Source organism: Micromonospora sp. CA-240977, from assembly GCF_050942285.1.
In the GTDB taxonomy this organism is placed as follows: domain Bacteria; phylum Actinomycetota; class Actinomycetes; order Mycobacteriales; family Micromonosporaceae; genus Micromonospora.
On record NZ_CP192055.1, the window covers coordinates 5,551,268 to 5,571,608 of the forward strand.

Below are 20,341 nucleotides of genomic sequence, written 5' to 3' on the forward strand. Positions count from 1 at the left end.
TCGCCGCACTCCTCGCGCTCGGACTCACCGGTCCACCTCGATCTCCAGGCCCGAGGGCAGCGGCGCGACCTCGTCGTCGTACACGCTCTCCTGCGCGCGCTCGACCTCCGCCTGCTCGTACGCGGTGACCAGGTCGACGTAGCCGGGCACGGTGGCCAGCAGCTCGCTGTGCGTGCCCCGGGCGAGCACCCGTCCCTGCTCCACGTAGATGACCTCGTCGGCGAGCGCGATGGTGGCCCGGCGGTACGCCACCACCAGGATCGACGCGACAGGCGCCCCCGGCTCGGCCGTCGACGACCGCAGCCCGGCCAGGATGGCCGCCTCGACCCGCGGATCGACGGCGCTTGTCGCGTCGTCGAGCACCAGCAGGCGCGGCCGGCCGGCCAGCGCGCGGGCCAGGGTGAGCCGCTGCCGCTGCCCGCCGGAGAGCGAGGTGCCCCGCTCGCCGACCATGGTGTCCAGACCGTCGGGCAGGGCGGCGACGAACCCGTCCGCCTCGGCCAGCCGCAGCGCCGCCCAGACCGCCTCGTCGTCGATGCCCGGCCGGTCGAGGGCGATGTTCGCGCGGACCGTGTCGTCGAAGACGAACGGCACCTGGGCGACCAACGCCACAGTGCCGGTCAGCGAGGCGGCGGTCAGCTCGCGCACGTCCACCCCGTCCAGGATGACACTGCCGGAGTCTGGGTCGACGAGGCGCACCGCCAGCGAGGCGATCGTGGACTTGCCGGCGCCGGTGGGCCCGACCAGGGCCACCGTCCGCCCGGCCGGCACCGTGAAGCCGACCTCGCCGAGGACCTGCGCGCCGACCTGGTGCGCCTCGGCCGGCGGGTAGGAGAAGTGCACGTCACGGAAGGTGAGGGTGGCCGGGCCGGCGCTGGCCGGGTCGAGCACGCGCTGCCCGTACGGCATCTCGCCGGTGGCGTCGAGCACCCGGCGGACCCGGTCCCAGCCGGCGACGCTGCGCGGCAGCTCGGCCAGCACCCACCCGATGGCCCGCACCGGGAAGGCCAGCACGGTGAAGAGGAAGGCCACGCTGACCAGCTCGGTCACGCTGATCGCGCCCTGGCGCAGCCGGAACGCGCCGACCACCAGCACGGCGAGGGTGCCGAGGCTGGGCAGGGTCTCCAACAGCGGGTCGAAGATGCCGCGCAGCCGACCGACGGCGATCAGCGAGTCGCGCAGCTCGCCGGCGCGGTCGGCGAAGCGGGCGGTCTCCTGGGCCTCGCGGCCCATGGTCTTGACCACCAGGGCGCCGTCGAAGCTCTCGTGGGCGATGCCGCTGACCTCGGCGCGCAGGCGCTGCGCCCGGGCCTGTCGGGGCGCCATCCGGCGGGAGTAGACGACGTTGAGCGCGAACAGCGCGGGAAAGACCGCGAGGCCGACGAGGGCGAGCGCCCAGTCGGTGGCGAAGAGCGACACGATCGCGCCGACGAGCATCACCAGCGTGCCGACGGCGAAGGGCAGCGGTGCGATCGGGTACCAGGCCGCCTCCACGTCGGAGTTCGCGTTGGACAGCAGGGTGCCTGTCGAGTTGCGGTGGTGCCAGGACAGCGGCAGCTCCAGGTAGCGCCGGGTGACCCGGCGACGGTAGGAGGCCTGGAGCCGATACTGCATGTAGCCGGCGCCGAGCCGACGCCCGAAGATGCCCGCCACCCGCAGCACGCTGATGCCGAACAACGCGGCAGCGGCCAGCGCCAGGGTCCCGGCGGCCACCTCGCCGCGGGAGATGGCCGGCAGCGCCACCTCACCGATGACCGTCCCGACGACCCGTGCGCTGACGATGATCATCCCGCCGAAGAGGACGCTGCCGACAACCGCGACCGTGAAGATCCTGGGCTGCTCGCGGATCGCCTGCCGCAGGACCCCCAGCCCCCGGCTGAGCACATCCCGACTTGTCTTGCTCGCCACGCTTTCCCCCGCCGTAAGCCGCAATTATCTCCCTCATCCTTACCGGTCCAGGCCAGCGCTGCCGACCCGGTCCGGATATGTCGACCGTCACGTACCGGATGGCGGCGAGCGGCAGGCGCCGAGCCGGAGACCGGTGTCGGGCGCCGTCGAGCGACCGGGCCTACGATCGGCCCATGCCGCGGTACGCCCGAGCCGAGCGCGAGGCGCTGGCCGATCTCCTGCTGGCCCTCGGGCCGGACGCCCCGACGATCAACGAGGGGTGGGCGACCCGTGACCTCGCCGCGCACCTGGTGCTCCGGGAGCGCCGCCCGGACGCGGCCGGTGGGATCCTGCTGCCGCCGCTGCGCGGCTACGCCGAACGGGTCCGTCGCCGACTCGCCGCGCGGCCCTACCCGGAGCTGGTGGCGCAGGTGCGCCGGCCGCCGCTGTGGAGCCCGGTCAGCAACCCCCTGACCGACGAGCTGGCCAACACGATGGAGTTCTTCATCCACCACGAGGACGTGCGGCGGGCCGGCTCCGGGTGGCAACGGCGCGACCTGCCCGCCGGCCTGCAGAGCGCCCTGTGGAAGCGGGCCGCCCCGCTGGCTCGGCTGGCCCTGCGTCGTTTCCCGGCGGACCTCTACGTGCAGGCACCCGGTCACGGCGAGATCTCCGTCGGTCGGGGCGGGGAACCGCTGCGGTTGGTCGGCGCCCCCGCCGAACTGGTCCTGTTCCTCTCCGGCCGGCAGCGGGTGGCGAGGGTCCAGCTGGACGGCACGACAGAGGGCGCGCGTCGACTGCGCGTCGCCAACCTGGGCATGTGACTCCCTGAGCTTAAGCGGTCACACGTCAAGTGTGGCGTTCCCCACACCCAGCGAAGCACACTGATGTCTCCTCCCGTACGCTTCACCGCGCCGCTCCGCGCCGGGCGGTACGAAGTGGGGGCGCACTGTGCGGAATTTCGCAATTTCGGCGCTGTGGGAACCCCCTTTCCCGGCGGGGCACCACGGGGCCACGGAGCAGGTGGCGAGCGAGAGCGTCGAGTGGGCGCGCGCGTTCGGGCTGGTCGATTCCAGCCAGCGTGTACACCGGCTACAACGGGCCGACGCCGCCGGCCTGGCCGGCCGTGCCTGCCCGGAGGGCTCGCTGGACGGGCTGCGCCTGCTCACCGACCTGATCAGCTGGCTCTTCGTCATGGACGACGCCTGCGACGAGGACGGCCTGGGCGCCGACCCGGCTCGGCTGGGGCCGGCGATCAGCACCCTGATCGACGTGCTGGACCGATGCGGCGACCCGGACATCGTGCCGCCCGCCGTCGGGCCGCTCGGTGACGCGCTGCACGACCTGTGCCGCCGCACCCGGCTGCACGACCACCCGGCCCTGCTGCTGCGGTTCGTCAGTCAGATGCGGGAGTACCTGCTGGCGTTGCTCTGGGAGGCGGCCAACCGGGAGCGTCGGCGGGTACCCGAGGTGGCGGAGTACGTGCAGCTACGGCGACACATCGGCGGCGTACGCCCGTGCCTCACGCTGACCGACCTGGCGGCGGCCCAGCCACTCGGTCCGGCCCAGCGCGCCGATCCGGCGCTTGTCACCCTGGACCTGCTGGCGGTGGACCTGGTCTGCTGGTGCAACGACCTCTTCTCCTACGGCAAGGAGAGCCAGGTGGACCCGGACGCGCACAACCTGGTGACGGTGCTCGCCCGCGACAGCGGCGCGGACGAGGCGGACGCGCTGCGGGCCGCGGCGGACCGGTTCAATCAGGGGCTGACCGCGTACCTCGATGTCGAGAAGGCGCTGCTGGCCAGTGCGGACGACGGCATGCGCCACGCGCTGGCCGCCCGACGGAACTGGGTTCGTGCCACCTACGACTGGTCAGTCGTGGCCGCCCGGTACGCCTGATTCGGCAGTACCGGTCGGTGGGGTGGGCCGGCCGGACGATCATCAGGGCTAGCCGACGCACCACGCCAGGCAATACTCTTCGGTAACCATCATGACGTGACGACCGTCACGCCACCACCCCCGAAGGCGGCTACAGCGATGGCTCTCGATGTACCGTACCGTTCCATCCCGGACATGTTCCTCAAGCGCGTGGCGGCCACCCCCGACCGGCACGCGTTCGCGTCCCCGAACGCCGACGACTCCGGGCCGGTCTGGCTGACCTGGGAGCAGGTCGGCCAGCGCGCCAAGGCGGTCGCCGCCGGCCTGCACGGCCTGGGTATCGGCCAGGAGGACCCGGTCGCGATCCTCGCCAACACCCGGCTGGACTGGGTGATCGTCGATTTCGGCATCATGTGCGGCGGTGGGGCGACCACCACCATCTACCCGACCACCGAGCCGGCGGACGCGACGTACATCCTCGCCGACTCCGCCTCGAAGGTGCTGTTCGCGGAGAACCCGGCCCAGGCGGCGAAGATCGCCGGCGCCGACCTGCCCGCGCTGACCCACGTGGTGCTCCTCGACGGCGCCGTCGACCCCGCCGCCGCGATCCCGCAACTGACGCTCGCCGAGCTGGAGGAGCGGGGCACCCGCGCGCTGGCCACCGAACCGGAACTGATCGACATGCTCGTCGCCGGCATCGGCCCCGACCACCTGGCCACCCTGATCTACACCTCCGGCACCACCGGCCGACCCAAGGGTGTGGAGCTGCTGCACGGCGGCTGGTGCTGGGAGGCCGTGGCGCAGACGGAGGCCGGGCTGCTCCGCGACGACGACCTGCAGTACCTGTGGCTGCCGCTGTCGCACTCGTTCGGCAAGACGCTGCTCTGCGGCGCCACCCATGTCGGGCTGCCCACCTACGTCGACGGGCGGGTGGACAAGCTTGTCGACATGCTGTCGGTGATCCGGCCGACGCTGATGTGCGGCGCCCCCCGGGTGTTCGAGAAGGTCTACAACCGGGCGGTGACCACCGCGCAGAGCGCCGGCGGCGCGAAGGCGAAGATCTTCGCCTGGGGCGTCCGGGTCGGCAAGCAGAAGGTCGCCCTGGAACAGGCCGGCAAGCCGGTGCCGGCCGGGCTGAAGCTGCGCTACGGGCTGGCCGAGAAGTTGGTGTTCAGCAAGCTCCAGGCCCGCCTGGGCGGCCGGATGCGGGTGCTGGTCTCCGGCGCCGCTCCGCTCAGTCCGGAGATCGCCACCTTCTTCGCCGCGGCGAACCTGCCGATCTCGGAGGGCTACGGCCTGACCGAGACCAGCGCCGGCAACTTCTGCAACCCGCCGGGCGGGTTGCAGATCGGCACTGTGGGCCGGCCGTTGGGTGACCTGGAATGCCGGATCGACACCGACGGGGAGATCCTGCTGCGCGGCCGCCCGGTGATGCGCGGCTACCACAACCTGCCGGAGGAGACCGCCGCCGCGTTCACCGAGGACGGCTTCTTCCGCACCGGTGACATCGGCACCCTCGACGAGCAGGGCTACCTCCAGATCACCGACCGCAAGAAGGACCTGGTCAAGACCTCGGGCGGCAAGTACATCGCACCGTCGCACATCGAGGGGATGTTCAAGGCCATCTGCCCGTACACCTCGCAGGCGGTCGTCGTCGGCCAGGCCCGCAACTTCTGCACGATGCTCGTCACGCTGGATCCGGACGCGATCAAGGGCTGGGTCGCCGGCGGGCCGCTGGAGGGGCGCAGCTACACCGAGATCGTCGCCTCGCCGGAGGCCCAGACGATGGTCGATGAGTACGTCGCCCAGCTCAACGCCAAGCTCAACCGCTGGGAGCAGATCAAGAAGGTGGCCATCCTGCCCCGCGACCTCACCATCGAGGACGGCGAGATCACCCCGTCGTTGAAGATCAAGCGGCGCGGTGTGGAGACCAACTTCGCGAGCGAGATCGACAAGATGTACGCCGGCAGCCTCGCCGAGCTCTGACACGTCGCCGGTGGCCCCGCACGCACATCCGGCTGGGGGCCACCGGTCTGTCGTCGGTCGGGCTCAGGCGATGACGGCCGGCTCCCGCCACCGCTGTCGGCCGCCCCGGTCCAGGTCGTAGCGGACCGCCGCGATCCGTCCGACGGCCTCCACCAGGTCCGCGGCGGGCAGGGTGAACGGCAGCCGCAGGAAGCGCTCCAGGGTGCCGTCCAGGCCGAACCGCGGGCCGGGCGCCAGTCGTACGCCGACCTCCTCGGCGGCCCGGGCCAGCGCGCTGGAGACCGGGCCGTCCAACTCGGCCCACAGCGTCACGCCACCGCGCGGGACGGTGACCCGCCAGTCCGGCAGCCGGTGCGCCAGCGCGCCGAGCAGGGCGTCGCGCTGGCCGGTCAACTGGACGCGGCGGTCGGCGACGACGGCGTCGGCGTCGGCGAGCAGGTGCACCGCGACCAGCTGGTCCAGCACCGGGCTGGCCATGTCCACCCCGACCCGGACGGCGGCCAGCCGCTGCACCTGCGGCGCGGAGGCGCGCACCCAGCCGATCCGCAGGCCACCCCAGTAGAGCTTGCTCATCCCGCCGATGCTGATCACCCGACTGTGCCGGTCGTAGACGGCGACCGGGGGTGGCAGCTCGGTGCCGTCCAGCGCGAGGTCCACGAAGGACTCGTCGATGACCAGGTCGGTGCCGGCCGCGTGGGCGGCGGCCACCACGCGCTCCCGTAGTGCGGCGGGCATCAGGTGCCCCGTCGGGTTCTGGAACTCCGGGATCAGGTAGGCCAACTTGGGCCGGGTCTGCCGCAGGCTGCCCAGCAGCAGGTCGGGGTCCCAACCACCGGCGTCGGCGGACAGGCCGTGGGTGGTGATCCGGGCTCGCCGGCCGGCCAGCGCGGCGAGCGCGTTGGGGTAGGTCGGGGACTCGACCAGGGCGTTGCCGCCGGGCGGCAGCGCGAGTCGCAACACCAGGTCCAGGGCGTGCTGGGTGCCGCTGGTGACCATGACCTGGTCGGCCGAGGTCGGCAGACCCCGAGCGGTGTACGCGTCGGCCACCGCCTCGCGCAACTCGATGATGCCGGTCGGGTGGTAGCCGGCCCCGCCCAGGTATCGGGGCAGGTCCTCGGTGGCCGCCCGGGCGGCCGTCAGGAGGTGCGGCGGGGCGGCCAGCGCGGCGACGCCGAGGTCGAGCATGTCCCGGTCGTCGAGGGGCGTCCACAGGCCGGTGCTGGCCACCCGGTGGTTGCCGGGCAGCATCGTCCAACTGCCGGCGCCCCGGCGGCTGGCCAGGTGCCCGGTCTCCCGCAGCTGCCGGTACGCGGCGGTGACGGTGGTCCGGCTGATCCGCAGCGCCTCGGCCAGCTCCCGTTCGGCCGGGAGTCGGACGCCCAGCGGCAACCGGCCGTCGGCGAGCAGACCGCGCACCGCGCCGGCCAACGCGGCGTAGTCGGGACTGCGCCGACGACCCGGCAGGGCGTGCCACTGACCGAGCAGTCGGGCCAATTGGACGCCGCGCACCTGTCCAGTCATGGCCACTCCTCGGATATTGGCTTCTTCGGCGACGACAATTGGCACCTAGAGTGGCACGCATGGCACTGATTGGCAATCTGCGGCAGCGGCCGGTCCGACGACTGGCCCAGCTCTACCTCGGGCTCGCGCTCTACGGCGTCAGCATGGCCCTGATGGTCCGCTCCGATCTCGGCCTCGACCCCTGGGACGTGTTCCACCAGGGGCTGTCCAAGCTGACCGGCCTCTCCTTCGGCACCGTCACCATCGCCGTCGGCGCGCTGGTGCTGCTGCTCTGGATTCCGTTACGACAGCGGCCGGGCCTCGGCACGGTCAGCAACGTCGTGGTGGTCGGCCTCGTCGTGGACGCCACGCTGGCCCTCCTGCCGACCGGTGGCCCGCTCGGCGTCCGGATCGCGCTGCTGATCACCGGGATCGTCGCCAACGGTGCCGCCACCGGCCTCTATCTCGGCGCCCGACTGGGTCCGGGCCCCCGAGACGGGCTGATGACCGGCGTCGTGGCCCGCCGGCCGCGCCTGTCGACCCGGCTGGTGCGCACCGTCATCGAGGTCACCGTGCTGGCGCTCGGCTGGCTGCTCGGCGGCAGAGTCGGTCTGGGCACCGTCGCCTACGCGCTGGCCATCGGTCCGTTGGCCCAGTTCTTCATCCCGATGTTCGCGGTGCCCGACGACGCCGCACCGGACGACGCCGCACCGGACGACGCCGCACCGGACGGCGCCGCGCCCACGCCGGGCAGCGCCGCGCCGGTCGTCCCCGCCGGCTGAATCCTCACCGACCGTCCGCGAACCGGTACGTCGTGGTGGTGCGGCGTACCAGATGGGAGGGTGGGTGTTCCCTTCCGCGACGCGCGCCGTCATCATCTCTGCATGGGGGAGAACGGTTGGCGCTGGACGGACGCCTGGATCTTCGTGTCGCTCGTCATCGCGAGCGGAGCCGGCCGGCACCGTCGATCGGCGACAAGTCGACGGCCGGAGGGCGTCCGCCTGACCGACGTGCTCTCCACCGCCGACCACCTCAACCACGCGATTCCGCAGCGGCACGAGGTGGAGGCCGCGGTGCAGCGGCTGGTCGGGGCCGGGCTGGTCAGCGTCGCCGACGGCTGGTTCCGGATCACCACCGAGGGTGAGCAGCTCTGGCGCACCCGCCCGCGCGCGGGTGTGGCGACAATGGTGGACACCGTGCAGGGCGTGCTGACCCGCCGACACGCGCCCGGCAGCGCCGACTGGAGCCTGGACGAGGCCGACCACGCGGCGGCCGTCCAGGAATACGCCGTCCGCTCGATCCCCACGCCCCGCCGGTCACCGGAGGGGCACTCCGGCGGGCACTGACCGCCTCAGCGCACCGGGTGGCCGCTGTGCCGCAGCGCGTCCTTGACCTCGGCCACTGTCAGCTCGCCGAAGTGGAAGACGCTGGCGGCGAGCACCGCGTCCGCGCCCGCGCCGATCGCTGGCGGAAAGTGGGCCACCTCGCCGGCGCCCCCGCTGGCCACCACCGGCACGTCCACCACCGCCCGCACCGCGGCGATCAGCTCCAGGTCGAAGCCGGCCTTGGTGCCGTCGGCGTCCATCGAGTTGAGCAGGATCTCGCCCGCGCCCAGCTCCGCAGCCCGCTGCGCCCAGCGCACCGCGTCGATCCCGGTGCCGCGCCGGCCGCCGTGCGTGGTGACCTCGAATCCGCTGGGTGTGCCGCCGCCCGGCGCCCGGCGCAGCCGGCGTACGTCGAGGGAGAGCACAAGCACCTGCCGGCCGAACCGGTCGGCGATCTCGGCGATCAACTCTGGCCGGGCGATGGCGGCGGTGTTCACGCCGACCTTGTCCGCGCCGGCGCGCAGCAGCGTGTCCACGTCGGCGACCTGGCGGACACCGCCGCCGACGGTCAGCGGGATGAACACCGACTCGGCGGTGCGGCGCACCACGTCGAGCATGGTGCCCCGGTCGCTGGAGGACGCGGTCACGTCGAGGAAGGTCAGCTCGTCGGCCCCGGCCCGGTCGTACGCGGCGGCCAACTCCACCGGGTCACCGGCGTCGCGCAGATCAACGAAGTTGACCCCCTTGACCACCCGTCCGGCGTCCACGTCGAGACAGGGGATCACCCGTACCGCCACCGTCATGCCGCGAGCCTATCGTCCGTACGCGCGGCGACGGCCGACCGGTGCGGCCGGCCACCGCCGCGCATCGGATCGGGCCTCACACCCGGACGAGCATCTTGCCCAGGTTGTCGCCGCGCAGCAGGCCGAGGAACGCCGCCGGGGCGTTCTCGATGCCGTCCACGATCGTCTCGTCGTAGGACAGCGTGCCCTCGCGCAGCCACCCCGCGACGTCGCGGACGAACGCGGCACGCAGGTGGTTGTGGTCGCCGACCAGGAAACCGCGCAGGGTGAGCCGCTTGCCGATGACCTGGGTCAGGTTGCGCGGCGCGGCCGGCGGCTCGCTGTCGTTGTACTGCGCGATCATGCCGCAGATGGCGACCCGGCCGTGCGGCCTCATCGCCGAGATCGCCGCCTCCAGGTGATCGCCCCCGACGTTGTCGAAGTAGACGTCGACGCCGTCCGGGGCGGCGCCGCGCAGCGAGTCACGGATCGACCCGTCGTGGTAGTCGAAGGCGCCGTCGAAGCCCAGCCCCAGCAGCCGCTCGACCTTGGCCGGCGAGCCGGCGCTGCCGACCACCCGGCCGGCACCCTTGAGCTTGGCGATCTGGCCCACCAGACTGCCGACCGCGCCGGCCGCGGCGGAGACGAAGACCGTCTCGCCGGGCTTCATGGCGGCCACCTCGAGCAGCCCGGCGTACGCGGTAAGCCCGGTCATGCCCAGCACGCTGAGGTACGCGCTGACCGGTGCCAGGCTCGGATCGACCGGCCGGGCGGCGGTGGCGTCGAGCAGCGCGTACTCCCGCCAGCCCAGCCCGTGCAGAACGGTGGCGCCGACCTTGACGTCGGCCGCCTCACTGGCCACCACCTCGCCGATCGCGGCGCCGTCGAGCGGCGCGTCCAGCGCGTACGGCGGCACGTACGACTTGACGTCGTTCATCCGCCCCCGCATGTACGGGTCGACGGACAGGTACTGGTTGCGGACCACGATCTGGCCCGGTCCGGGCGTCGGGACGTCGGTCTCGACGAGCCGGAAGGTGTCCTCGGTGGGCCAGCCCTGCGGGCGGCTGGCCAGGTGGATCTCACGATTGCCGGTCACGGGGTGGTCGTCCTCTCGTCCGCGGTGGGGTCCTGGGTCCGCGGTGTCACGCGGCCGAGGTCTCGCGGACGGTCAGCGTGACGTCGATGTTGCCGCGGGTGGCGTTGGAGTACGGGCAGACCTGGTGGGCCTGCTCGACGAGCTGCACGGCGGTCTCCCGGGAGACGGCGGGAAGGTCGACGACGAGCTGCACGGTGAGCCCGAAACCGCCGCTGCCGTTCGGGCCGATGCCCACCTCGGCGGCGACGACGGAGTCGCTCACGTCGGCCTTGGCCCGGCGGCCGACCAGCCGCAGCGCGCCGTGGAAGCAGGCCGCGTAGCCGGCGGCGAAGAGCTGCTCGGGATTGGCGGCCCCACCGGCGCCACCCATCTCCTTCGGCACGGCCAGGTCGAGCGCAAGGGTGCCGTCGGCAGTCTCGACGTGGCCGTCGCGGCCATCGCCGCTGGCGGTCGCGGACGCGGTGTAGAGAACCTGCATGAGAGTCACTGCTCCTTCTGTCGGTGGATGGTCTCGGTGACCCGGGTGAGGGTGTCGCGCAGCGCGACAAGCTCGCCGAGGCCCAGCCCGGTGGCCTGTGCGATGCGCAGCGGGACGTCGCCGAGCTGCTCGCGCAGCGCCCGACCCCGCTCGGTGAGGCCGACCTCGACCCGCCGCTCGTCGCGGGCCGACCGCCGCCGGGCCACCAGACCCGCCCCCTCCAGCCGCTTGAGCAGCGGGGAGAGCGTGCCGGAGTCCAGTCGCAGCTCGGCGCCCAGCTCGGACACCGTGGGGGCGTCGTCGGGGCGCTCCCAGAGCACCAGCAGCACCAGGTACTGCGGGTAGGTCAGCCCGACCTCGTCGAGGATCGGCCGGTAGACGTCGGTCAGGGCGCGCGACGCGGCGTAGAGCGCGAAGCACACCTGCCGGCGCAGCACCAGGTCATCGGTCACCGCTGAACCGTAGCCCACAATTAAATTGTGCACAACTTATCGGGCCGGCCGGCGGCCAGCCTCGGGCTGGCCTCAGCGACCGCCGAGGTACGCCTCCAACTCCACCTCGACCAGCTGCTCCGGGTCCAGCAGACCGGCCACCACCACAAGCGTCGCCGCCGGCCGGACCGCGCCGAAGACCGCGTTGTGCGCCCGGCCCACCTCGTCGGCGTACCGCCGGTCGGTCACGTACATCCTGGTCCGGACCACGTCACCCGGCTCCGCACCCACCTCGGCCAACGCGTCCAGGCCGATCCGCAGCGCCTGCGCGGTCTGCGCAGCGGCGTCACCGACGTGCAGCACCCGGCCGTCCACCGTCGCCGTGCAGCCGGCAGTGAAGGCCCGGTCGCCGGCCCGGACCACCCGGGAGTAGCCGTAGAGCTGCTCCCACGGGCCACCCGACCCGAGCCGGGTGACAGTCACACCTCGGCCAGGGTCCGCAGCGCCTCGGCCACCGTGAAGGCGCCCGCGTAGAGCGCCTTACCGGCGATCACACCCTCCACCCCGATCGGCTCCAGGGTCGCCAACGCCCGCAGGTCGTCAAGCGTGGACACCCCACCGGAGGCGATCACCGGCCGGTCGGTGCGGGCACACACCTCGCGCAACAGGTCCAGGTTCGGACCGCGCATCGTTCCGTCCTTGGTGATGTCGGTGACCACGTACCGACTCGCGCCCGCCTTGTCCAGCCGCTCCAGCACCTCGTACAGGTCGCCGCCGTCCCGCGTCCAGCCCCGCGCGGAGAGGGTGTGACCCCGCACGTCCAAGCCGATGGCGACCCGGTCGCCGTACTCCCCCACCACCCGGTCACACCACACCGGGTCCTCCAGGGCCGCGGTGCCGATGTTCACCCGGGCCGCCCCGGTGCCCAGCGCCGCCCGCAACGACTCGTCGTCACGGATGCCGCCGGAAAGCTCCACCTTCACGTCCAACTGGCGCACCACCTCGGCGAGCAGGTGCGCGTTCGTGCCCCGACCGAAGGCCGCGTCCAGGTCGACCAGGTGGATCCACTCCGCGCCGTCCTGCTGCCAGGCCAGGGCGGAGTCCAACGGGTCACCGTAGATGCTCTCGCTTCCGACGGCGCCCTGCACGAGCCGGACGGCCCGGCCGTCTGCGACATCCACGGCGGGTAACAGGGTGAGGCTCAACGTCTTCTCCTCGATCAGGTACGGCGGTCCAGGGCGATCACCACGATCGCCGGCAGTACGAGCAGCAACAACACGATCAGCGCGATACGCAACGCCAGGTTGTCGACGAACGACCAGATCAGAATCAGCGCCGCCCCGGTGAGCAGCACGATGGCGGCCCGCTCGCCCCGGGTGTGCCGGGCCAGCCGCCCGGAACGGCCCCGTCGCAGCCGCGGGGTCACCCGGCGGACCAGCGCGCGACGGCGCTGCCGGCGCGCCACCCGACGCTGCCGGACCGCCCGCTCCCGGGCCTGCTCCGCCTCCCGCTCCGCCCGCCGGCGAGCCCGTTCCCGGCTCACCGCGACGCCCTCCGGTCAGGCGTCGGGCACCGACGCTCAGCCACCGGTGGGCAGCGTGGCGAGCCAGTTACGCAGCAGCGCGGCACCGGTGTCGGCGGACTTCTCCGGATGGAACTGGGCCGCCGAGAGCGGACCCCGCTCCACCGCGGCGACGAAATCCGTGTCGTGCCGCGCGGTGGTCACCACGGCGCCGGCAGCGGCCAACGCCGCCGGGTCGCCCATCGCGTACGAGTGGACGAAGTAGAACCGGCTCTGCTCCGGCACCCCCGCGAACAGCACCGAATCCGCGGGCGCCCGGACCGTGTTCCAGCCCATGTGCGGCAGCCTGGTGGCGGCCAGCCGAGTCACCCCGCCGGGCAGCAACCCCAACCCCTTGGTCACCACGCCGTGCTCGTCGCCATGCTCGAAGAGAACCTGCATGCCCACGCAGATGCCGAGCACCGGCCGGCCGGCGGCCACCCGCTCGGCGATCACCGGGCCGGCGCCGAGCGCCTCGATCCCCGCCATGCACGCCGCGTACGCGCCCACCCCCGGGACCACCAGACCATCGGCGGCGGCCGCGGCGGCCAGGTCGTCGGTCACCCGGACGTCCGCGCCGGCGGCGACAAGCGCCCGCTCCGCCGAGCGCAGGTTGCCCGAACCGTAGTCGAGCACCACCACGGCGCTCACGCGTCGCCCCCCGGCAGCAGCCACAGCACCCCGCCGACCGTGGCGAGCACCGCGAGCAGCGCGGTGACGACCACCGCGCTCCGCGCCGCGCCCTGGCGGTACAGCGACCAGGTGCCGCCGACCAGCACCCCGGCCAGGACCAGCAACAACGTCGGCAACGCGGCGCCCATCAGAGCGCGCCCTTCGTGCTCGGGATCGCGCCCGCCGCCCGGGGGTCGATAGCGGTGGCCTCGCGCAGCGCCCGGGAAACCGCCTTGAACTGGGCCTCCACCACGTGGTGCGCGTCCGGGTGACCGCCCGGCCGGGCCGCCCGCAGCACGTCGACGTGCAACGTGACCCGGGCCGCCTGACCGAAGGACTCCCAGATGTGCCGGGTCATGCTCGTCGCGTAGACCGGCCCGATGTACGGGGCCAGCGCCGGCTCGTCGTGCACCACGTACGGCCGACCGGACAGGTCCACCGCGGCCCGGACCAGCACCTCGTCCATCGGCACCGTCGCCGAGCCGTACCGCCGGATGCCGGCCTTGTCGCCAAGCGCCTGGTCGAACGCGGCGCCCAGGGCCAGGGCGGTGTCCTCGATGGTGTGGTGTGCGTCGATCTCCAGGTCACCCACTGTGCGTACGGTCAGGTCGAAGCCGCCGTGCCGGGCGATCTGGTGCAGCATGTGGTCGTAGAAGCCGACCCCGGTGCTGATCTCGGCGGCGCCGTTGCCGTCGAGGTCGATCTCGACGAGAACCTTTGTCTCCTTGGTGATCCGCTCCACCCGGGCGGTCCGGCTCATTGCGTGCCTTTCGGTAGCGACTGCGGGGCTCGCAAGCTCACTCCTCGCGCTCCCACTACACACTCTCCATTGCAGAAAGGAAGGCGTCGGTCTCGGCCGAGGTGCCCGCGGTCACCCGCAGCCAGCCGGGCAGGCCGACGTCGCGGACCAGCACCCCCTGCGCCAGCAGGGCGTGCCAGACGGTGCTCTGGTCGCCACCCACCTCGAAGAGCACGAAATTGGCGTCGCTGTCGGCGACCCGCAGACCACGCTCGCGCAGCGTCGCCACGATCCGATCCCGCTGCACCATGATCGCGCTCACCGTACCGAGGAGGGTGTCGCGGTGGGTCACCGCCGCGCGTGCGGCGGCCTGGGTCAGCGTGGAGAGATGATACGGCAGTCGAACGAGCTGCACCGCCTGCACCACCGCCGGGTCGGCGGCCAGGTAGCCCAGCCGCCCACCGGCGAAGCCGAAGGCCTTGCTCATCGTCCGGGTGACCACCAACCGGGGGTGGCCGGGCAGCACCGCGAGGGCGCTGACCGTCCCGGGCCGGGCGAACTCGGCGTACGCCTCGTCGACGACCACCATCCCCGGCGCGACGTCGAGCACCCCGGCGATCACCGCCGGGTCCAGGGACGTGCCGGTGGGGTTGTTCGGCGAGCAGAGGAAGACGACGTCGGGCCGGTGCTCCCGGACCTGGGCGACCGCCTCGTCGACGGTCAGACCGAAGTCGACGCCGCGCCGCGCGGGCACCCACCGGGTGCCGGTGCCGAGGGCCAGCAGCGGGTGCATCGAGTACGCCGGAACGAAGCCGAGGGCACTGCGCCCCGGCCCACCGAACGCCTGCAACAGCTGCTGCTGGATCTCGTTGGAGCCGTTGGCCGCCCACACCTGCTCGACGGTGAGCCCGTGCCCGAGATATTCGGCCAAATCGGCGCGGAGTGCCACCGCGTCCCGGTCCGGATAGCGGTTCAACTCGCGCAGCTCGGCCGCGAGCGCCTTGCCGATCGCCTCGACGACCGGCTCCGGCACCGCGTACGAGTTCTCGTTGGTGTTGAGCCGCACCGGCACGTCCAGTTGCGGCGCGCCGTACGGCGACAGCCCCCGCAGGTCGTCGCGGATCGGCAGGTCCGCCAGGCCGCTCACGCCGACGCTCCCGGGAAACGAGCCTGGACCGCCTGGCCGTGCGCCGGCAGGTCCTCCACGTTGGCCAGGGTGACCACGTGCGGGGCCACCTCCCGCAGCGCGGTCTCGGTGTACTCGATCAGGTGCACGCCCCGCAGGAACGACTGCACCGACAGGCCGGACGAGTGCCGGGCGCAGCCGCCGGTGGGCAGCACGTGGTTGGACCCGGCGCAGTAGTCGCCGAGCGACACCGGCGACCAGGCGCCCACGAAGATCGCCCCCGCGTTGCGGACCCGCAGCGCCCACTCCCGGGCGTCGACCGTCTGGATCTCCAGGTGCTCGGCCGCGTACGCGTCGACCACCCGCAGCCCCGCCTCCAGATCGTCGACCAGGACCACGCCGCTCTGCTCGCCGGTCAACGCCGTGGTGACCCGGTCGGCGTGTTTGGTCGCCGGCACCTGCCGGGCCAACTCCCGCTCGACCGACTCGACGAGCGTCAGCGACGGGGTGACAAGCACGCTCGCGGCGAGCGGGTCGTGCTCGGCCTGACTGATCAGGTCGGCGGCGACGTGCGACGGATCGGCGGTGTCGTCGGCCAGGATGGCGATCTCGGTCGGCCCGGCCTCGGCGTCGATGCCGACCACGCCGCGCAACAGCCGCTTGGCGGCGGTCACCCAGATGTTGCCGGGGCCGGTGATCAGGTCCACCGGGTCGCAGCGCAGCTCACCCAACGGGTCGACCGCCGCGCCGTACGCCAGCATCGCCACCGCCTGGGCCCCGCCCACGGCGTACACCTCGTCGACGCCGAGCAGCGCGCACGCGGCGAGCACCCGGGGGTCGGGCAGACCGCCGTTGTCCTTCTGCGGCGGGCTGACCACCACCAGCGACCGCACACCGGCCGCCTGTGCGGGCACGACGTTCATCACCACTGTCGACGGGTACATCGCCAGGCCGCCGGGCACGTAGAGGCCGACCCGGTCGACCGGCAGCCACCGCTCGGTGACAGTGCCACCGGGCACCACCTGGGTGGTGTGGTCGGTGCGCCGCTGGTCGTCGTGCACCCTGCGGGCTCGGGTGATCGACTCCAACAGCGCGGCCCGCACGGCCGGGTCGAGCACCCCCTCGGCCTCGGTGATCGCCTCGACGGGCACCCGCAGCACCTCCGGGGAGATGCCGTCGAACCGCTCGCTGGCCTCCCGGATCGCCGGGTATCCATGCTCGCGGACCGCCTCCACCAGCGGGCGGATCCGCTCGACGGCAACCGAGACGTCGAGCTGGGCACGGGGCAGCAGGCGGCGCGGGTCACCAAGACCGTTGCGCAGGTCGATCCGATTCAGCACCCTTGCGAGTCTAGGCGGCCGGCGCGGGGCGCACCCGAGCCGCCCGACCGCCGGGACGGTGAGCCGGGCCACGCCCCCGGCGGCGAGATTGGTTAGGCTCGACCATGTGACCGCACGGCTGCCGGTGTTCCCGCTCGCAACAGTGCTCTTTCCCGGGTTGGTGCTGCCGCTGCACATCTTCGAGGAGCGCTACCGGGCGCTGGTGCGGCACCTTGTCGACCTGCCCGAGGGTGCGCCGCGTGAGTTCGGCGTGGTGGCCATCCAGGCCGGTTGGGAGGTCGCTCCCACCGGTCCCGGCGCCCGCGCCACGCCGAGCGCCGGCGACGTCACACTGCACGAGGTGGGCTGCACCGCCGAGCTGCGCCAGGTGACCGAGCTGGCCGACGGCGGCTTCGACATCGTCACGGTCGGCCGGCGTCGCTTCCGGATCGCCGAGGTCGACGACCGCGCCGCGCCCTACCTGACCGCCGACGTGGAGTGGTTGCCCGACCCGGCCGGGCCGGACGAGGTGGCCGAGTTGCTGGCCGCCCGGGTGATCGCCGTGTTCCGGCAGTACCTCGGCCTGATCCGCTCCGACCCGGAGGAGATCTCCGAGCAACTGCCGGAGGACCCGACAGTGCTCTCCCACCTGGTGGCGGCGACCGCGGCGCTCACCGTCGACGACCGCCAGCGGCTGCTGGCGATCGACGACACCGCCGCCCGGCTCCGCGCCGAGCTGCGGCTGCTCAACCGCGAGGCGGCTCTGCTTCGCCAGGTGCGGGCGGTGCCGGTGCCGCTGTCGGAGCTGGCGTCGCCGCCGACACCCAACTGAGATCGGCCGGTTCGGGTTCCGGGCGCAGCCCCGGCCACCGCGACCAGCCGGCCAGCAGGGTGTACATGATCGCCGCGCCGAACGCCGGCAGCAGCAGGTCGCCGTGTGGCACCGGCAGCACGCCCAGCAGCCAGTCGACCCCACCGGCCCGCAGGTCCGCGGGTTTGGTGAAGGCCTGCCCGGCCGGGGCGGTGTCCAGCAGCCGGTCGAAGGTGGCCAGGCCGACGCGGCGACCCACCTGCCAGGCCACCGGAGCGGCGACCAACGCGCCGAGCACCGCGGCGAGCAGCCCCACCGGCCCGCGCCGCCGCCGCAGCACGAACCACAGGGCAAGCGCGACAAGCAGCCCGAAGCCGAGCCCGAGCAGGCTGAACCACCCGTCCGCGGCGATCGGCTGCTCCGGTTGCGGGTCGGCGTAGATCGCCCCCTCGACGGTCTTGACCACCGGAGTGTCCGGCGCGAGCGCGGCCCAGAGCAGCCCGAACGGCACACCCAGCACGGCCAGCGCGAGGACGGCGCCCAGCACCGTCACCGCGGCGCGCAGCGGACGGCGCGGCTCGTCGAAGCTCAGCTCCAACGAGCTCTGGTACGCCCCCGAAGGGGCAGAGCCAGCCAACTGCTCGCCGACCGACGGCGGCTGCTCGCCCACAGGAGGCTGCTCGCCGACCGACGGGGGCTCGGCCGCTGACGAGGGCTCGGCGCCAGGCCGTTGCTCACCCGCCGACGGCGGCTCACCCGTTGACGGCGGCTCGGCGACCGACGGTGTCGTGCCTGACGCTCGGGGCGGCGTGGATCGGTCGGGCTCGTCGACGGGCCGCTCACGGTCGGGGTTGTCCGGGCTCACCCGATGATCCTCTCAGGCCCGGTACGCGGCCGGGGCCCCGGTGGCGGCAGACCAGCTCACCGGGCGAACGGCTCCACCATCATCGCCGCCGCGCGCAGCCACGCCTGCCGGGTCTCCGGCTGGAGCTGGTGGTACTCGATCGACGACCCGGTCTCCAGCGCCGGGTCGTACGGCACCACGGCCACCCCACGGGTACGGGTGGCGAAGTGCCGCTCCAGGTCGTCCTGCAGGGGCGAGCGCCCGGGGGTCGGGCAGGAGATGAGGGTGATCGCGTTGTCCGCCAGCTCGCCCATGCCCTCCTCGTGCAGCAGGTCGAGCATCCAGTCCGCGCTGAACGCCGCGTCCTCGCGGGGCACTGTGGTGACCACCAGCTGATCCGCGGCCTGCATCACGGTGCGCCAGTTGGGGCTCTCCACGTTGTTGCCGGTGTCCACGCACACCACCTCGTGGGTACGCCGCAGCAGCTCCAGCACCCGTCGGACGGTGAACTGGTCCAGTCGCTGGGCGAAGCGCGGGCTCTCCTCGCCGGCCAGCACGTCGTACGAGCCGTCGGAGGCGTGCCGCAGGTAGTCGTCCAGCCGACCCAGCAGGGTCGACCCCTCCAGGATCTCGATCTGGGCCAGGTCACCGACCAGGTGCCGGATCGTCCGGGCGTGTCGGGCGCTGCCGGCGCGCAGTCCGAGGGTGCCGCGCAGCTCGTTGTCGTCCCAGGCCAGGACGCCCTTCCCGCGCACACTCCCGACGGTGGCCGCGGCGAGCACGGTGGCGGTGGTCTTGTGCACCCCGCCCTTGGGATTGGCGAAGGCGAACACCCGGGGCGTACCCAGGTCGCGGCGGAGCACCCCGTTGGCCCGCTCCTCCTCCGGGTCGACGCCCTGCGGGCGCCACTCGACCCGGGCCGGGTAGGCGCGTTCGGCGATCGCCGAGCCGACCGACGGGGTGGGCGGCGGCACGACCGGCGGAGCGGGCGGGGATGCGACAGGTGGGGATGGCGGGGTGGCCACCGGGTAGCCGGTCTCCGGCTGGTAGCCGGTCTCCAACAGCGCGTACCGCGACTCCACCGGCGGGTCGCCCGGCCGGTAGCCGTTGTCCAGCAGCGCGTAGCGGGACTGGGCGGGCTCGGGCGCGCGGGGTGGCGGCTCGGGCTCGGCCCGGTACGCCGGTTCCGCCTGGTAGCCCGGCTCGGCGCGGTAGCCCGGCTCGGCGCGGTACGCCGGCTCGGCCCGGTAGTCCGGCTCGGCCTGGTAGCCCGGCTCCGCCCGGTAGCCCGGTTCCGCGCGGTAGTCCGGCTCGGCGCGGTAGCCCGGCTCGGCGCGATAGCCCGGCTCCGCGCGGTACTCCGGCTCGGCGCGATAGCCCGGCTCCGCGCGGTACTCCGGCTCGGCGCGATAGCCCGGCTCCGCGCGGTACTCCGGCTCGGCACGATAGCCCGGCTCCGCGCGGTAATCCGGCTCCGCGCGGTAGGCCGGCTCGGCACGATAGGCCGGCTCGGACCGGTACGCCGGCTCCGACCGGTAGTCCGGCTCGGCCCCGTAGGCGGGATCCGCCCGGTACCCCGGCTCGGCCCGATAGGCGGGGTCGACGCGGTAGGTCGCCTCGGCCCGGTAGGCGGGGTCCGCGCCGTACGACGGCTCGGCCGGATGCCCGACGGCGGGTGCCCGCCCGGAGTACCCGTTCGGGGCCGCACGTCGTGGCAGCGGGTCCGGCGGCGCCTCGTCGGCCCGCCGCTCCGGCTCGGTCTGCTCCGCGCCGCGACCGCCCAGCCGGGCACGGTCCAACAACGCGCGCCACCGCGGCGCTGGTTCGGCCGGCCGGCCCCAGCCGGTCTCACTGCCCTCCACGGCCCGCCCTCCCAGCACCATCGATCTCCGTCTGACAGGCTACG

At 73.3% G+C, this 20,341-nt stretch carries 22 protein-coding genes; 6 read left to right on the forward strand and 16 right to left on the reverse strand.

Annotated elements, in window-relative coordinates; genetic code table 11:
* Positions 1 to 24 precede the first annotated feature (24 nt).
* Positions 25 to 1,908 carry an ABC transporter ATP-binding protein gene (locus ACQPWW_RS24960; protein WP_433125923.1) on the reverse strand — a complete coding sequence of 628 codons (1,884 nt, stop codon included), beginning with the start codon at positions 1,906 to 1,908 and terminating at the stop codon, positions 25 to 27.
* Between the two features lie 173 nt (positions 1,909 to 2,081).
* On the opposite strand from ACQPWW_RS24960, the gene ACQPWW_RS24965 reads away from it, so the two are divergent.
* The 3 genes from ACQPWW_RS24965 (at position 2,082) to ACQPWW_RS24975 (ending at position 5,751) form a co-directional block, all read left to right on the forward strand.
* Positions 2,082 to 2,711 (forward strand): TIGR03085 family metal-binding protein, encoded by a 630-nt coding sequence (locus ACQPWW_RS24965; protein ID WP_433125924.1) that lies wholly within the window; start codon positions 2,082 to 2,084, stop codon positions 2,709 to 2,711.
* Positions 2,712 to 2,910: 199 nt separating this feature from the next.
* A complete protein-coding gene (locus tag ACQPWW_RS24970) occupies positions 2,911 to 3,786 on the forward strand; it encodes a terpene synthase family protein (RefSeq protein ID WP_433125926.1) in 876 nt (291 codons plus the stop codon).
* A gap of 138 nt (positions 3,787 to 3,924) precedes the next feature.
* Positions 3,925 to 5,751: an AMP-dependent synthetase/ligase gene (locus tag ACQPWW_RS24975; RefSeq protein ID WP_433125927.1), complete on the forward strand. Its 1,827-nt coding sequence runs from the start codon at positions 3,925 to 3,927 to the stop codon at positions 5,749 to 5,751.
* 63 nt (positions 5,752 to 5,814) lie between these two features.
* Here ACQPWW_RS24975 and ACQPWW_RS24980 read toward each other — a convergent pair whose 3' ends face one another.
* Positions 5,815 to 7,272, reverse strand: a complete 1,458-nt coding sequence (locus tag ACQPWW_RS24980) for a PLP-dependent aminotransferase family protein (protein WP_433125928.1) — start codon at positions 7,270 to 7,272, stop codon at positions 5,815 to 5,817.
* Positions 7,273 to 7,331: 59 nt separating this feature from the next.
* Here ACQPWW_RS24980 and ACQPWW_RS24985 point away from each other — a divergent pair, with 59 nt between their 5' ends.
* Positions 7,332 to 8,033 (forward strand): YczE/YyaS/YitT family protein, encoded by a 702-nt coding sequence (locus ACQPWW_RS24985; protein ID WP_433125929.1) that lies wholly within the window; start codon positions 7,332 to 7,334, stop codon positions 8,031 to 8,033.
* A gap of 102 nt (positions 8,034 to 8,135) precedes the next feature.
* Positions 8,136 to 8,597 carry a hypothetical protein gene (locus ACQPWW_RS24990; protein ID WP_355032706.1) on the forward strand — a complete coding sequence of 154 codons (462 nt, stop codon included), beginning with the start codon at positions 8,136 to 8,138 and terminating at the stop codon, positions 8,595 to 8,597.
* Between the two features lie 5 nt (positions 8,598 to 8,602).
* Here the strand turns inward: ACQPWW_RS24990 and hisF are convergent, their stop codons facing one another.
* From hisF to hisD, 12 genes are all read right to left on the reverse strand, one after another.
* Positions 8,603 to 9,379: an imidazole glycerol phosphate synthase subunit HisF gene (gene hisF, locus ACQPWW_RS24995; RefSeq protein WP_433125930.1), complete on the reverse strand. Its 777-nt coding sequence runs from the start codon at positions 9,377 to 9,379 to the stop codon at positions 8,603 to 8,605.
* Positions 9,380 to 9,455: 76 nt separating this feature from the next.
* The gene (locus ACQPWW_RS25000; RefSeq protein WP_433125931.1) at positions 9,456 to 10,454 is read right to left on the reverse strand and encodes an NADP-dependent oxidoreductase; all 999 of its coding nucleotides are present in this window, start codon (positions 10,452 to 10,454) and stop codon (positions 9,456 to 9,458) included.
* A gap of 46 nt (positions 10,455 to 10,500) precedes the next feature.
* Positions 10,501 to 10,932 (reverse strand): organic hydroperoxide resistance protein, encoded by a 432-nt coding sequence (locus ACQPWW_RS25005; protein ID WP_433125933.1) that lies wholly within the window; start codon positions 10,930 to 10,932, stop codon positions 10,501 to 10,503.
* Positions 10,933 to 10,937: 5 nt separating this feature from the next.
* Complete coding sequence (locus ACQPWW_RS25010; protein ID WP_433125934.1) at positions 10,938 to 11,384, reverse strand: MarR family winged helix-turn-helix transcriptional regulator; 447 nt, start codon at positions 11,382 to 11,384, stop codon at positions 10,938 to 10,940.
* A 72-nt stretch (positions 11,385 to 11,456) separates the two neighbouring features.
* On the reverse strand, positions 11,457 to 11,846 hold the full coding sequence (locus ACQPWW_RS25015; RefSeq protein ID WP_433125935.1) for a RidA family protein: 390 nt from the start codon (positions 11,844 to 11,846) through the stop codon (positions 11,457 to 11,459).
* A complete protein-coding gene (priA, locus tag ACQPWW_RS25020; protein WP_355032712.1) occupies positions 11,843 to 12,568 on the reverse strand; it encodes a bifunctional 1-(5-phosphoribosyl)-5-((5-phosphoribosylamino)methylideneamino)imidazole-4-carboxamide isomerase/phosphoribosylanthranilate isomerase PriA in 726 nt (241 codons plus the stop codon). The genes ACQPWW_RS25015 and priA overlap by 4 nt, the downstream gene beginning before the upstream one ends.
* Positions 12,569 to 12,582: 14 nt before the next feature.
* Entirely contained in the window at positions 12,583 to 12,906 is a 324-nt protein-coding gene (locus tag ACQPWW_RS25025) for a hypothetical protein (protein ID WP_433125937.1), read from the reverse strand.
* Positions 12,907 to 12,942: 36 nt separating this feature from the next.
* The gene (gene hisH, locus ACQPWW_RS25030) at positions 12,943 to 13,575 is read right to left on the reverse strand and encodes an imidazole glycerol phosphate synthase subunit HisH (protein ID WP_433125938.1); all 633 of its coding nucleotides are present in this window, start codon (positions 13,573 to 13,575) and stop codon (positions 12,943 to 12,945) included.
* The gene (locus ACQPWW_RS25035; RefSeq protein WP_433125939.1) at positions 13,572 to 13,745 is read right to left on the reverse strand and encodes a hypothetical protein; all 174 of its coding nucleotides are present in this window, start codon (positions 13,743 to 13,745) and stop codon (positions 13,572 to 13,574) included. Before ACQPWW_RS25035 ends, hisH begins: the two co-directional genes overlap by 4 nt.
* Positions 13,745 to 14,356 (reverse strand): imidazoleglycerol-phosphate dehydratase HisB, encoded by a 612-nt coding sequence (gene hisB / locus ACQPWW_RS25040; RefSeq protein ID WP_355032716.1) that lies wholly within the window; start codon positions 14,354 to 14,356, stop codon positions 13,745 to 13,747. The genes ACQPWW_RS25035 and hisB overlap by 1 nt, the downstream gene beginning before the upstream one ends.
* 55 nt (positions 14,357 to 14,411) lie before the next feature.
* Positions 14,412 to 15,482, reverse strand: a complete 1,071-nt coding sequence (locus ACQPWW_RS25045) for a histidinol-phosphate transaminase (protein WP_433125941.1) — start codon at positions 15,480 to 15,482, stop codon at positions 14,412 to 14,414.
* The gene (gene hisD / locus ACQPWW_RS25050) at positions 15,479 to 16,801 is read right to left on the reverse strand and encodes a histidinol dehydrogenase (protein WP_433125943.1); all 1,323 of its coding nucleotides are present in this window, start codon (positions 16,799 to 16,801) and stop codon (positions 15,479 to 15,481) included. Before hisD ends, ACQPWW_RS25045 begins: the two co-directional genes overlap by 4 nt.
* A gap of 106 nt (positions 16,802 to 16,907) precedes the next feature.
* On the opposite strand from hisD, the gene ACQPWW_RS25055 reads away from it, so the two are divergent.
* Complete coding sequence (locus tag ACQPWW_RS25055) at positions 16,908 to 17,612, forward strand: LON peptidase substrate-binding domain-containing protein (protein WP_433125944.1); 705 nt, start codon at positions 16,908 to 16,910, stop codon at positions 17,610 to 17,612.
* Here the strand turns inward: ACQPWW_RS25055 and ACQPWW_RS25060 are convergent.
* Positions 17,527 to 18,456, reverse strand: coding sequence for a DUF2567 domain-containing protein (locus tag ACQPWW_RS25060; protein WP_433125946.1), 930 nt, complete (start codon positions 18,454 to 18,456; stop codon positions 17,527 to 17,529). The two genes, ACQPWW_RS25055 and ACQPWW_RS25060, sit on opposite strands and share 86 nt — an antisense overlap.
* A gap of 56 nt (positions 18,457 to 18,512) precedes the next feature.
* The gene (locus ACQPWW_RS25065) at positions 18,513 to 20,318 is read right to left on the reverse strand and encodes an ATPase (protein WP_433125948.1); all 1,806 of its coding nucleotides are present in this window, start codon (positions 20,316 to 20,318) and stop codon (positions 18,513 to 18,515) included.
* Between the last annotated feature and the right edge of the window lie 23 nt (positions 20,319 to 20,341).